Raw genomic sequence first — 13161 nt, 5'->3', positions numbered from 1 at the left:
ATCTGTTGCTTACGTCTGTCTTCATCGCTGCCGTCTCACTGGCCTTGTTCTGGATGGCGGCCTTCACCCTGTGGTGGCAGATGCACGCGTGGCGCACGCCCGAAGTGCTCGCCTCCACCCGGTTCAGCAGACCGGACGGCGACGAACACGTGTCGTTCTCACTGCTGTTGCCGGCCCGGCACGAGCAGGCCGTGCTGGACCACACCATCCAGCGCCTGCTGGAGTCCACGCACACCGACTTCGAGATCATCGTGATCGTGGGTCACGACGACCCCGAGACCACGGCGGTGGCCGAGGCGGCCGCCGAACGCGACCCGCGCGTCCGTGTCGTCGTCGACACCCACGAGAAGAAGAACAAGCCGAAGGCCATGAACACGGCGCTGCCGCACTGCCGCGGCGATGTCGTCGGAGTCTTCGACGCCGAGGACCAGGTCCACCCCGAACTCCTCGCACACGTCGACCACGCCTTCCGCACCACCCACGCGGACGTGGTGCAGGGCGGCGTCCAGCTCATCAACTTCCACTCCAGCTGGTACTCCCTGCGCAACTGCCTGGAGTACTTCTTCTGGTTCCGCTCCCGGCTGCACCTGCACGCCCAGAAGGGGTTCATCCCGCTCGGCGGCAACACCGTCTTCGTACGGACGGACGTGCTCAGGGAAGCCGACGGCTGGGACCCCAACTGCCTGGCCGAGGATTGCGACCTGGGCGTACGGCTGTCCAGCGTCGGCAAGAAGGTCGTCGTCGCCTACGACTCCGACATGGTGACCCGGGAGGAGACACCCGGAAGCCTCATGTCGCTGCTGAAGCAGCGCACCCGCTGGAACCAGGGCTTCCTCCAGGTCTACCGGAAGAAGGACTGGAAGCAGCTCCCGGGCTTCGGGCAACGGCTGCTCGCCCGGTACACGCTGATGACACCGTTCCTGCAGGCCTTCTCCGGGGTGATCATCCCGCTCAACGCGGCGGTCGCGCTCTTCCTGGACGTGCCCGTCGGAATCGCCTTCCTCACCTTCCTGCCGCTGGTCACGGCGGCGGTCACCTTCGTCTTCGAGGTCGTCGGACTGCACGACTTCGGCAAGCAGTACGGGCTCCGCGTCCGTCTCGTCCACTACCTCAAGCTGGTCGTGGGCGGCCCCTTCTACCAGGTCCTCCTCGCCGGGGCCGCGATCCGCGCCGTATGGCGTGAGCAGCGCGGCCGCAACGACTGGGAGCTGACCAGCCACGTCGGCGCACATCTGAACGACACAGCGGTACTCCGAGAGGACGTCCCTGCGTGACCTCCACCCTTCCCGCGGTGACCACTCCGAAGGTCCCCGCGCAGCGGCAGCCTGCGCCCGAAACCGGTTCGACCGGCCTGACGGCGCCACCCCGACGCCTCCGTTCCTCCCGCCCCGACCTCCTGCTGTGCGGCGCGCTCCTCGTAGCGATCCTCATCGTGCAGGGCTGGAACATCGCCGACTACCCGACGCTCAGCGACGACGAGGGCACCTACCTCGCCCAGGCCTGGGCGGTCCAGCAGGGCAAGGGCCTCGCCCACTACACCTACTGGTACGACCACCCGCCCCTCGGCTGGATCCAGATAGCCCTGCTCACCTGGATACCGTCCCGGCTCAGCTCGGCCTCGATGACCGTCGGCTCCATGCGCGCGGTGATGCTGATCGTCTCCGCGGTCAGCGCGGTCCTCGTCTACGTCCTCGCCCGCCGCCTGTCGCTGCCGCGCTGGGCCGCCGGACTCGCGATGGCCCTCTTCGGGCTCTCGCCGCTCTCCGTCGTCCTCCAGCGCGAGATCTTCCTCGACAACCTCGCGGTGATGTGGACGCTCCTGGCCTTCACCCTGGCCGCCTCCCCGAGCCGCCACCTCTGGCACCACTTCGGCGCGGGCCTCGCGGCCGCCACGGCGGTGCTCACCAAGGAGACGATGCTCGTCGTCCTGCCCGCGCTGTTCGTCACCATGTGGCGGCACAGCCACCGCGACACCCGCAAGTTCGCGGTCACCGGAGCCGTCACGGCCTGCGTCCTGATCGGCTTCAGCTATCCGCTCTTCGCCCTCCTGAAGGGCGAGTTGCTCCCCGGCGGGGGGCACGTCTCGCTCTGGGACGGCGTCAAGTACCAGATGACCAGGCCGGGTTCGGGCTTCGTCCTGGACCAGGGCTCCGGCTCGTACGGCGTACTGCACTCGTGGCTCTACTACGACCGCGTCCTGCCGCTGGGCGGCCTCGCCGGCGCACTGCTGCTGGTGGCCACCTGGCGCTGGTCGGTCACCGCCCGCGCCCTGGCCGGACCGGCCTTCACGGTCGCGATCCTCACCGCGCTGGCCCTGCGGCCGGGCGGCTATCTGCCCGCGATGTACGTCATCCAGGCGCTGCCCTTCCTCGCCCTGGTCCTCGCCGGGGGCACCGCCTCCGTCGCCCACGCCGTGCTGCACAGACGGCGGCGCCCCGACGAACAGCGCTGGACGACGTACGGCCGCTACACCCTCGCCGCCGTCCTGGCGCTCGCCGCCGGCGCCTACGTCGTCCCGAAGTGGTACGACGGCGACCGCACCGCCGTCACCGCAGACGCCAACGCCCCCTACCGGTCCGCCTCCAAGTGGCTGGCCACCGAGGTCGCGCACCCGAAGGACACCCGCGTCCTGGTCGACGACGCACTCTGGCTGGACCTGGTGCACGAGGGATATCGGCCCGGGCTCGGCGTCATCTGGTTCTACAAGGCCGACCTCGACCCGGCCGTGACGAAGACGATGCCGCACGGCTGGAAGGACCTCGACTACGTGGTCGCCTCCCCGACGGTCCGCCGCGACGCGGTGGACCTGCCCAATGTCAGGGCGGCCATCGAGCACTCCACCCCGGTCGCCACCTTCGGCGCCGGCCCCGACCGCATCGAGATACGGCAGATCCAGACCGCCTCCGGAGGCGTCCGATGACCCACGAGTACACCGCCCCCGGGGAACTCGACGACCCCGCCGTACGCGGCGCCGAAGTCGCCGAGCCCGGCGCCGTCACCATCGTCGTACCGACGTACAACGAGTCCGCGAACGTCCGCCGACTCCTGCACCTGATCACCGAGTCGGTGCCCTCCCGCCTCCCCTGCGAGGTCGTCTTCGTCGACGACTCCACCGACGACACCCCCGAGGTGATCCACGAGGCGGCCGGGGACTGCCCCTTCCCGGTCACCGTGCTGCACCGGGAGGAGCCGGTCGGCGGGCTCGGGGGCGCCGTCGTCGAGGGGATGAAGGCGGCCGGGTCGGACTGGATCGTCGTCATGGACGGCGACTGCCAGCATCCGCCGTCCCTGGTGCCGGAGTTGGTGGCCACCGGCGAGCGCGCGAACGCCGGGCTGGTCGTCGCCTCTCGGTACATCAAGGGCGGCAGCCGGGCGGGTCTGGCCGGCAGCTACCGGGTGGCCGTCAGCCGCGGAGCCACCTGGCTGACGAAGTCCCTGTTCCCGCGCAGACTGCGCGGCATCAGTGACCCGATGAGCGGCTTCTTCGCGATCCGCCGCAGTGACATCGCGGCGGAGGCTCTCAAGCCCCTCGGCTACAAAATCCTCCTGGAGCTGGCGGTCCGCAGCCGCCCCCGCCAGGTCACCGAGGTGCCCTTCGTCTTCCAGGACCGCTTCGCGGGGGAGTCCAAGTCGTCCGCGCAGGAGGGCTTCCGCTTTCTGCGCCATCTCGTCGGCCTGCGCACCGCCTCGCCCATCGCCCGCATGGTGGCCTTCGGCCTGATCGGCGCGAGCGGCTTCCTGCCGAACCTGGTCGGGCTGTGGGCGCTGACGGTCGCCGGCCTGCACTACGTACCGGCCGAGATCCTCGCCAACCAGTTCGGTGTCGCCTGGAACTTCGTCCTCATCGAGCATCTGCTCTTCCGTGACCGCCGCGCCCACCGCCGCTGGTGGGACCGCCTCGGCCGGTTCGCGCTGCTCGCCAACGCCGACCTGGTGCTGCGCATCCCGCTGATCGCGCTGTTCGTGAACCGGTTCGGGATGGGGGCCCTCTCCGCCACCGCGCTCGCGCTGGTGACGACGTTCGTCCTGCGCTTCGTCGGGACCGAAGCGCTGGTCTACCTCCCGCGCAGGGGGCGTGGGAAGAGCACCGCAACTAGGAGAGCCGTGTGAAAAAACACCGCAGGAGAACCGCACTGGTCGGGGTGGGGGCCCTGACCGCCGGTCTGCTCCTCACCTCGCCCCAGTCCGCCGAGGCCGCCAACCTCGTCAAGAACCCCGGCTTCGAAACGGACGGCACGGGTGGGATGCCGTACTGCTGGGAGAAGTCCGGCTGGGGCGACAACGACTTCACCTTCGAGACGACGAATGACGCCCACAGCGGGTCCAAGGCGATGAAGGTGTCGCTCACCCGCCGTGTCGACGGCGACCGCAAGGCGCTGATCACCGAGTCGACGGACTGCGCGCCGGTGGTGACGGCGGGCAAGCAGTACGACCTCGGGCTCTGGTACAAGACGACCACACCGGACGCGAACATCACCCTGTTCCGGCACGACACGACGGCCGGCTGGCAGTACTGGACCGACCTCAAAACCCTGGAAATGCAGGGGAGTTGGACGCAGGCGACGGTCCGCACACCCGAGATCCCGGCCGGCACCGACCGCATCACCTGGGGTGTCTCCGTCTACGGCACCGGCTCGGCGACCACCGACGACTACACGATGGACCAGGTCCCGGACGTCACCCCGCCCGCCACCTGCACCGGCACCGCGGACCAGTGCGCCAACGGCCGCTGGGACGTGCTGCCGACCCAGAACCCGGTGCGCTCCATGCACTCCGTCGTCCTCAACAACGGCAAGGTGCTGCTGATCGCGGGCTCCGGCAACAGCGAGGAGAACTTCAACGCCGGCACGTTCACGAGCGCGGTCTACAACCCGGCCGACGGCTCCTACAAGGTCATCCCGACCCCGAAGGACATGTTCTGCTCCGGCCACATCCAGCTCCAGGACGGCCGGGTGCTGGTGCTGAGCGGCAACAAGGCGTTCCCGGTCGCGGGCGGGCACGGCTACGAGGGCTACAAGGACTCGTACATCTTCGATCCGAAGACCGAGACCTACAGCAAGACCAACGACCTCAACGACGGCCACTGGTACCCCTCGGCGACCGAGCTCGGCAACGGTGACGTCATCTCCTTCGGCGGTCTGCGCGAGGACTCGTCCGGTTCGGTGACCGCCGAGTACTGGTCGGACGCCCAGCAGAAGTGGCTGGCGCTGTGGCAGGTCAACCAGACCTGGTCGTTCTGGGGCCTGTACCCGTCGATGATCCTGATGCAGGACGGCCGCCTCTTCTACTCGGGCAGCCATGTCTTCGGCAACAACATCCCCGGCACCGGCTCGGCGATCTACGACTACAACGCCAACACGGTCACGCAGATCCCCGGCCTGCAGAACAAGGACCAGCGCGACCAGTCCGCGAGCGTGCTGCTGCCCCCGGCGCAGAACCAGAAGGTCCTCACCATCGGCGGCGGCAACATCGACTCCAACCCGGAGGGCAACCGCCTGACGGACGTCATCGACCTCAAGCAGGCCAATCCGTCCTACGTCGCCGGGCCTCCGATCCCGCAGGGCACCGTCGACCTCGGCAACGGCAAGATCCCCGAGACCGGCAACCAGGGCAAGATGTACGTCTCCGCCGTGCTGCTGCCCGACGGCAAGGTCCTGGAGACGGGCGGCGGCCTGCACAACCGGGCCAACCCGGTCTACGAGGCCTCGCTCTACGACCCGGACTCGAACACCTTCGACCCGGTGTCCGCCGACCCCGAGGCCCGTGGCTACCACTCCTCCGCGTTCCTGCTGCCCGACGGCCGTGTGATGGCGACCGGTGACAACCCGGGCAACGGCACCTGGAACCACAATGTGTCGATCTACACCCCGCCCTATCTCCTCAAGGGCGAGCGCCCGACGATCACGTCGATGATCAACACGGAGTGGCACTACGGCGACACCCAGCGGATCACCGTCGATCACCCCATCGTGAAGGCCGAGTTGATCCGCCCGGCCGCCGTCACCCACTCCTCCGACCCCAACCAGCGGTTCGTCGACCTGCCGCTGTCGGTCGACGGCAACAACGTCGACCTGAACGTGACGAGCAACCCCAACGTGGCCCCGCCCGGCTGGTACATGCTCTTCGCGGTCGACGCCAACGGCGTCCCCTCGGTGGCCAAGTGGGTGCACCTCCAGGGCCCGCAGGCCCTGAGCGCCGCCACCGCCGACGCCCACGTGCACTCCTTCGCGGACTCCCTGTCGGGCAAGGTGCTCGAACCCGGCAAGAAGCGCACGTCGCAGAAGGTCTCCGTCACCATCTCCGGCTGCGACCGGCACTACGGCTCGATCAACGTGTGCGTGCCGACCGTCTTCCCGAACGGCGTGAAGAAGACGACGGCCTCACGGTGCAGCTGGCTGAGGACGAACCACTACGGCCGCCTGAAGGTCAACGGCAAGGACGACCCGCTGGGTCTCGACCCGAACAAGGACGGCCTGGCCTGCGGAAAGGCGGACATCAGGCGCCGCTGAGGATCAGCAGTCCCAGCGTGAACTGAAGCACCCACTGCAGCACCACGGCCCCGGCCCGGGCGGGCATCGCCCGGTGCCGGGGCCACGCCAGTACCGCCACTCCGGCCGCGGCGGACGCGTAGAACAGGGCGTAGAGCAGGCTGCCGGGAATCTGCGAGCACTGCTCGCCGTACTCCAGGCAGCGGCTGCCGCGCTCGCCGGCGAGCACGGCGAGCCAGGCGAGGCCGACGGTCGGCAGGAGCAACACGAGGCCGGTGACGGACAGACCGGTCAGGAGCCGGCCGGCGGACTGCTGCTGCGCTGTGTTCATGCCGCCATCCGATCGCGCCGGCCGGGTCGCGGTGATCGGTGCGGCTACTCAACCCTCCTGGGTACGCATGCTCAACGCGCGCTCCACGATGGCCACCAGCTGCTCGTGGTGCGCGCCCTTCCAGTACGCGCGGCCGCAGTCCTGGCACTGCGCGAAGACGTCGTACGACCGATGCGTGCCGCCCTGCAGCTGGTCGGCCACCTCTTCCTTGGTGGCCTCCTTCAGCAGCCCGTTGCAGGCGGTGCACCGCGTCCAGGGCCGCAGCTCGGGCCGGAACCGGTCGAGGATGTCCCGGAGTTGGTCCTCGGGCCGGGTGCTGTAGACATACGCCCCGGCCCACAGCTCGCGGCGGCGCAGCAGGCCCCGGTCGCGGCTGAGCATGACCCGCTGCTCGGCGGCCGAGAGGGCGGCGAGGGCCGGGTCGCCGATGTCCGTCGACTCGTACGCCGTGTCCACGCCGAGCAGGCGCAGCCGGCGGGCGAGCGTGCCGAGGTGGACGTCGAGGAGGAAGCGCAGGGGAGCGCCGGGAACCTGCTGGGGGCGGTCGACGGGCCGGACCTGCACGGTGTCGCCCGCGGCGGGGACGTACGAGTGCGGCACCTCGCGGCCGTTCACCCACAGCGTCCCGACCTCGGTGAGCGGGACGCCGGCCGACTCGACGACATGGCCCAGGGAGGAGACGCCGTCGGTGGTGACGGGGGTGGCTCCCCGGCGGCGCTCGCTCGGGACGAACAGGGCCAGGTCGGGGGCGAACTCGACATGGATCTCGGGACCGTTCACCCGGTCAGGATGTCACGGGAGGGGACGCCGGGCTCAGGGCTTTTCGGTGGGGAGGCCGTGCTCCAGGACGTCAAGGGCGCGATTCATGAGTGCCCCGAGGTCGCCCCCGAAGTCGTTCTCCGCCCAGTACATGTTGACCTCCATGAGGCCGCCGATGAGGGACATCGCGTAGACGCGGACCTCAAGGCTGTCCGGGTCCAGGCCGAAGCGCTCGGCGATGGCCCCCCGCATCAGGCGCCCGGTCTCCGACATGTTCTCGTACATCCGGGAACGGACCGCCGGGACCTGGACCCCGAGGTGCGCCCGCAGCCGGATCACCTCGGGGCTCTCCTGCGCCATGAGGTCCAGCACCTTGAGCATGATGTGCCGCACCGACTCGATCCACGACTCGTCGGCGGGCCGCGCTCGCAACTCCTCCAGCGCCAGCGGGTCGTACTCGTCCGTGAGGACGATGTCCTCCTTGGTCGGGAAGTACCGGAAGACGGTCGACGGCGACACCTCCGCCCGCTCGGCGATCTGCTCGATCGTCGTGGCGTCGTACCCCTGCTCCTCGATCAGCGCGTATGTCGCCGTGCGGATCGCCTCCCGCGTCTTGATCTTCTTGCGTTCGCGCAGGCCCAGCTGGGGGCGGTCGGCGGGGGAGAGGGGGGAACGTGCGGACGTCATGCGGCTCATTGTCGGGCATCGGCCGCCGGGGCGGCCATGTCCGGGGTGCCTTCCGCCGGTACGGCGGCTCGGTCGGCCCGGGTGTTCGGCAGGAACGCCGCCGCCAGCAGCGCCGATACGAGCGCCGCTACCCCGCACACCAGCAGTACCAGGCCCATGCCGTGGACGTACGCGCTGTTCGCGGAGGCGGCGAGATCGGCGGAGTGGGCCTTCTCGGCGACGATGTGCGCCGCGACCACGGAGTCCCCGGCGGTGTCGGCGGCTTTGGCGGGCAGCCCGGTGACGTCGAGCCGGTCGCGGAAGGCGCCCGCGAGCAGGCTGCCGAGCAGGGCGATACCGATCGCGCCGCCGACCTGGCGCAGCGTCATGAGCAGTCCGGAGCCGCTGCCGGCGCGGTCGCGGGGCAGGGCGCCCAGGGCGTTGCCCATCGCCGGCATGAGCGAGAAGCCGAAGCCGAGGCCGGTGATCGAGAGCCACAGCGCGGTGTAGCCGTAGCCGGAGTCGACCGTCGTACGGCTGCCGAGGAGCGCGGCGAACGCCAGGACCACCAGGCCCGCGCTCACCGTGGCGCGTCCGCCGAAGCGCGCGGCGGCCTGCGGGGCGGTCCGGGAGGCGACGAGGATGCCGCCCATCATCGGCAGCAGACGTACGCCGGTGCCGAAGGCATCGCTCCCGAGGACCGCCTGCAGGTAGGGCGGCAGGACGAACAGCAGGCCGGACAGGACGAACATGACCAGGGTCGCGGCGATCGTGTTGAAGAGGAAGCCGCGGTGGGCGAGGAGGGTCATGTCGAGCATGGGGCGCTCGACCCGGCGTTCCCGCACGACGAGGGCCGCGATGAGTACGACCGCTGCGGCGAGCATGGCCAGGACCAGCGGGTCGCCCCAGCCGCGGGTGGGTGCCTCGATGATCGCGTAGACCAGGGCGCCGAGGCCGGTCGCGGTGAGCGCGGTGGAGACGGTGTCGACCCTGGGGGAGGCGGGGTCGCGAGTCTCGGGGAGCAGGAAGACGCAGGCGGCGATGCCGATCGCGGCCATCGGGACGTTGACCAGGAAGACCGAGCCCCACCAGAAGTGGTTCAGCAGCCAGCCGCCGATGATCGGGCCGAGCGGCAGGCCGAGCGCGGAGGCGGCGGAGACGATGGCGGTGGCCCTGGGCTGCTCGTCTCGGGCGAACAGCGTGGGCACGACGGAGAGCGCGAGCGGAGTGACCAGCGCGGCCCCGACACCCATCAGGGCACGGGCGGCGATGACCCAGTCGACGTCCCCGGCCAGCGCGCCCGCCAGCGAACCGGCGAGGAAGACCGCGAGCCCCGCGATCAGCATCAGCCGCCGCCCGAAGCGGTCGCCGAGGAGCCCGGCGGGGAGCATCAGCGCCGCGAAGACGACGACATACGCGTCCGCCATCCACTGCTGCTGGCCGGTGGTGGCGCCGAGATCGGCGGCCATCGTCGGCAGCGCCACGTTGAGGATCGTCGTGTCGAAGCCGAGCGTGAGCATGCTCGCGACCAGGGCCCCGAGGGCCCACCAGCGTCGAGGGTTCAAGGTGATAGTAACCATGAAAAGAGAGTAGCTCTCAAAATGAGATCGCTGTCAATCGGGTTGGGCTGTCAATCTGCTTCGGGCATGCAAAAAGGGCCACGGCGTGGAAGCCGTGGCCCTGGGGTGCTGCGAGGTACTACCCGTGCTGGTACGCCACCAGCGAGATGCCGACGTAGTGGACGACGAACGCGGCGAGCGTGAAGGAGTGAAAGACCTCGTGGAAGCCGAACCAGCGCGGTGACGGGTTCGGCCGCTTGATGCCGTAGATCACGCCGCCCGCGCTGTAGAGCAGGCCGCCCACGATCACCAGGACCAGCACCGCGATGCCGCCCGCGCGCATGAAGTCCGGGAGGAAGAAGACGGCCGCCCAGCCCATGGCGATGTAGCAGGGGGTGTAGAGCCAGCGGGGGGCGCCGACCCAGAAGACGCGGAAGACGATGCCCGCGGCCGCGGCACCCCAGATGCCCCACAGCAGCCACTGCCCCTTCGCACCCGGCAGCAGCAGCATCGTCAGTGGTGTGTACGTGCCCGCGATGATCAGGAAGATGTTGGCGTGATCGAGCCTGCGCAGGACGCCGTCCATGCGCGGACTCCAGTTGCCCCGGTGGTAGAGCGCGCTCACGCCGAAGAGCAGGCAGGCCGTCAGGACGTAGATCCCGCAGGCGATACGGCCTCTGGTCGAATCCGCGAGGGCCGTGAGCACCAGGCCCGCGATGAGTACGGCCGGAAACATGCCGAGGTGCAGCCAGCCGCGGAGCTTCGGCTTGATCGGCTCGGTGAGCTGCTGGGCGTGCTGCTTGATCTGGTGCGGGATGGAGGGCGCGTCGGAACCGCGGCCGGCGGCCGGCGTGTCCGTTGGCGCGTCGGGGACGGGCGCAGTCATGCCCTGCATCGTACCTACGGGACCGTAAGTTGCGGATGAGTGCGGGCCGAGAATGGGCCAGGAGTGGCCATCATCTCACGGCAGTTGATGCCCAGGCCGTCGGGCAAAAGAACCCTCAGATGAACTCAACGTGCACGTAAAAACACGCTTGGAAACATTCTGCCGCGTGACGATCCCCACTCCGCTCACCTGTGAGGCCCTCTGGACATATGGGCGCTCTCGTCGGATGATCAAATGAGTGCGGTCGGCACCGGATGAGCGCTGAAGATCCAGCCACGAAGCATCCGGGTCGCAGCCCCCACGGGGCCTCCAAAACAAAAATCCCTCATTTAGGAGCAATCGTGGCGCGCGACATCGCGGCTCCCCCCGTCATCCCCACCCAGCATCAGGAACTGGTCTCGTGGGTGAACGAGATCGCAGCACTGACCCAGCCGGACAGCGTGGTCTGGTGTGACGGATCCGAGGCCGAGTACGAGCGCCTGTGCGAGGAGCTCGTCGAGAAGGGCACCTTCAAGAAACTCGACCCGATCAAGCGCCCCAACTCCTACTACGCCGCTTCCGACCCGACCGATGTCGCGCGGGTCGAGGACCGGACGTTCATCTGCTCCGAGAAGGAGGAGGACGCGGGCCCGACCAACCACTGGAAGGCCCCCGCGGAGATGCGGGAGATCTTCCAGGGCGAGAAGGGCGTCTTCCGCGGCTCGATGAAGGGCCGGACGATGTACGTCGTCCCGTTCTGCATGGGCCCCCTCGGCTCGGACCTCTCCGCGATCGGTGTCGAGATCACCGACTCCGCCTATGTCGCGGTCTCCATGCGCACGATGACGCGCATGGGACAGCCGGTCCTCGACGAACTCGGCTCCGACGGCTTCTTCGTGAAGGCCGTCCACACCCTCGGCGCCCCGCTGGCGGAGGGCGAGCAGGACGTCCCCTGGCCCTGCAACTCCACCAAGTACATCTCGCACTTCCCCGAGTCGCGCGAGATCTGGTCCTACGGCTCCGGCTACGGCGGCAACGCCCTGCTCGGCAAGAAGTGCTACGCCCTGCGCATCGCGTCGGTCATGGCGCGCGACGAGGGCTGGCTGGCCGAGCACATGCTGATCCTGAAGCTCACCCCGCCGACCGGTGAGTCCAAGTACGTCGCCGCAGCCTTCCCGAGCGCCTGCGGCAAGACCAACCTCGCCATGCTGGAGCCCACGGTCTCCGGCTGGACGGTCGAGACGATCGGCGACGACATCGCCTGGATGCGCTTCGGCGAGGACGGCCGCCTGTACGCCATCAACCCGGAGGCCGGTTTCTTCGGCGTCGCGCCCGGCACGGGTGAGCACACCAACGCCAACGCGATGAAGACCCTGTGGGGCAACTCGGTCTTCACCAACGTGGCACTCACCGACGACAACGACGTGTGGTGGGAGGGCATGACGGAGGAGACTCCGGCCCACCTGACGGACTGGAAGGGCAACGACTGGACGCCGGCGTCCGAGACTCCGGCCGCCCACCCCAACGCCCGCTTCACCACCCCTGCCGCGCAGTGCCCGATCATCGCGCCGGAGTGGGAGGACCCGAGGGGCGTGCCGATCTCCGCGATCCTCTTCGGCGGCCGCCGCGCCACCGCGGTCCCGCTGGTGACGGAGTCCTTCGACTGGAACCACGGCGTCTTCCTCGGTGCCAACGTGGCCTCCGAGAAGACCGCCGCCGCCGAGGGCAAGGTCGGCGAGCTGCGCCGGGACCCCTTCGCCATGCTGCCGTTCTGCGGCTACAACATGGGTGACTACATGGGTCACTGGATCGACGTGGCCAAGGACAAGGACCAGTCCAAGCTGCCCAAGATCTACTACGTCAACTGGTTCCGCAAGAACGACGAGGGCAAGTTCGTCTGGCCCGGCTTCGGCGAGAACAGCCGTGTCCTGAAGTGGATCGTCGACCGCCTCGACGGCAAGGCGGACGGCGTCGAGACCCCGATCGGCATCCTGCCGACCAAGGACGCCCTCGACACGAACGGCCTCGAACTCTCGGACTCCGACCTCGACTTCCTGCTCACGGTCGACAAGGAGGTCTGGCGCGAGGAGGCCGCCCTGGTCCCCGACCACCTCAACACCTTCGGCGACCACACCCCGAAGGAACTCTGGGACGAGTACCGGGCGCTGGTGCAGCGCCTGGGCTGAGGTCCTTTCTCCGGGAAAGCTCCGCGGCCGGTTGGGATGGGCCCTGACCAGTGATCGTCACGACCGGCCGCGGTGAGGTACGGCGAGGCCGCGTACAACGGCGTGCGTGGCTCGGGCCTGCCGGGCTGCTTCCGTCCGCCCCGACGGAAGCAGCCCGGCAGGCCTTCGCCGTTTGCGGGTGCGGGTCCGTCGTGGCTTGTCGCGCAGTTCCCCGCGCCCCTCAAGGCCTTGATCGGCGCACCCGGCGAGGGCTGGCGGATCGCGATGTCGACGGCGGGCAACGAGCGGGGGCTGATGCTCCGCTCCC

At 69.2% G+C, this 13161-nt stretch carries 10 protein-coding genes and 1 pseudogene; 6 read left to right on the top strand and 5 right to left on the bottom strand.

The window, feature by feature from the left end; genetic code table 11:
* Window positions 1-5: 5 nt before the first annotated feature.
* Genes ACWDAG_RS40375 through ACWDAG_RS40360 form a run of 4 tightly spaced genes read left to right on the top strand, consistent with a single transcriptional unit; the run spans window position 6 to window position 6509 of the window.
* Window positions 6-1274, top strand: a complete 1269-nt coding sequence (locus tag ACWDAG_RS40375; protein ID WP_450700544.1) for a glycosyltransferase — start codon at window positions 6-8, stop codon at window positions 1272-1274.
* Window positions 1271-2920 carry an ArnT family glycosyltransferase gene (locus tag ACWDAG_RS40370; protein WP_450700543.1) on the top strand — a complete coding sequence of 550 codons (1650 nt, stop codon included), beginning with the start codon at window positions 1271-1273 and terminating at the stop codon, window positions 2918-2920. The genes ACWDAG_RS40375 and ACWDAG_RS40370 overlap by 4 nt, the downstream gene beginning before the upstream one ends.
* Window positions 2917-4110 (top strand): glycosyltransferase, encoded by a 1194-nt coding sequence (locus tag ACWDAG_RS40365; protein WP_450700542.1) that lies wholly within the window; start codon window positions 2917-2919, stop codon window positions 4108-4110. The genes ACWDAG_RS40370 and ACWDAG_RS40365 overlap by 4 nt, the downstream gene beginning before the upstream one ends.
* Entirely contained in the window at window positions 4107-6509 is a 2403-nt protein-coding gene (locus ACWDAG_RS40360; RefSeq protein ID WP_450700541.1) for a galactose oxidase-like domain-containing protein, read from the top strand. Before ACWDAG_RS40365 ends, ACWDAG_RS40360 begins: the two co-directional genes overlap by 4 nt.
* On the opposite strand, the gene ACWDAG_RS40355 is transcribed toward ACWDAG_RS40360, so the two are convergent.
* The 5 genes from ACWDAG_RS40355 to trhA all read right to left on the bottom strand — a co-directional run bounded on the left by ACWDAG_RS40355 (window position 6496) and on the right by trhA (window position 10689).
* Entirely contained in the window at window positions 6496-6819 is a 324-nt protein-coding gene (locus ACWDAG_RS40355; RefSeq protein ID WP_450700540.1) for a hypothetical protein, read from the bottom strand. The two genes, ACWDAG_RS40360 and ACWDAG_RS40355, sit on opposite strands and share 14 nt — an antisense overlap.
* 48 nt (window positions 6820-6867) lie before the next feature.
* Window positions 6868-7599 carry a Mut7-C RNAse domain-containing protein gene (locus tag ACWDAG_RS40350; protein ID WP_450700539.1) on the bottom strand — a complete coding sequence of 244 codons (732 nt, stop codon included), beginning with the start codon at window positions 7597-7599 and terminating at the stop codon, window positions 6868-6870.
* Window positions 7600-7632: 33 nt separating this feature from the next.
* Entirely contained in the window at window positions 7633-8265 is a 633-nt protein-coding gene (locus ACWDAG_RS40345; protein WP_450700538.1) for a TetR/AcrR family transcriptional regulator, read from the bottom strand.
* Window positions 8266-8270: 5 nt separating this feature from the next.
* Window positions 8271-9824: an MFS transporter gene (locus ACWDAG_RS40340; RefSeq protein ID WP_450700537.1), complete on the bottom strand. Its 1554-nt coding sequence runs from the start codon at window positions 9822-9824 to the stop codon at window positions 8271-8273.
* Between the two features lie 118 nt (window positions 9825-9942).
* Window positions 9943-10689, bottom strand: a complete 747-nt coding sequence (gene trhA / locus ACWDAG_RS40335; protein WP_450700536.1) for a PAQR family membrane homeostasis protein TrhA — start codon at window positions 10687-10689, stop codon at window positions 9943-9945.
* A 341-nt stretch (window positions 10690-11030) separates the two neighbouring features.
* Here trhA and ACWDAG_RS40330 point away from each other — a divergent pair, with 341 nt between their 5' ends.
* Together ACWDAG_RS40330 and ACWDAG_RS40325 are read left to right on the top strand one after the other, a co-directional pair.
* The gene (locus ACWDAG_RS40330; protein ID WP_450700535.1) at window positions 11031-12854 is read left to right on the top strand and encodes a phosphoenolpyruvate carboxykinase (GTP); all 1824 of its coding nucleotides are present in this window, start codon (window positions 11031-11033) and stop codon (window positions 12852-12854) included.
* Window positions 12855-12926: 72 nt separating this feature from the next.
* Window positions 12927-13161 (top strand): annotated as a pseudogene (locus ACWDAG_RS40325) (hypothetical protein); the annotation flags it as partial.

This window comes from Streptomyces sp. NPDC001157 (assembly GCF_053598255.1).
Note: the sequence above shows the minus strand (reverse complement) of the source record. Positions and strands in the feature narration are given on the sequence as shown.

Coding starts and splice junctions, on each gene's coding strand:
- trhA (WP_450700536.1), bottom strand. CDS start 10,689: ATGACTGCGCCCGTCCCCGACGCGCCAACGGACACGCCGGCCGCCGGC.
- ACWDAG_RS40355 (WP_450700540.1), bottom strand. CDS start 6,819: ATGAACACAGCGCAGCAGCAGTCCGCCGGCCGGCTCCTGACCGGTCTG.
- ACWDAG_RS40340 (WP_450700537.1), bottom strand. CDS start 9,824: ATGGTTACTATCACCTTGAACCCTCGACGCTGGTGGGCCCTCGGGGCC.
- ACWDAG_RS40365 (WP_450700542.1), top strand. CDS start 2,917: ATGACCCACGAGTACACCGCCCCCGGGGAACTCGACGACCCCGCCGTA.
- ACWDAG_RS40345 (WP_450700538.1), bottom strand. CDS start 8,265: ATGACGTCCGCACGTTCCCCCCTCTCCCCCGCCGACCGCCCCCAGCTG.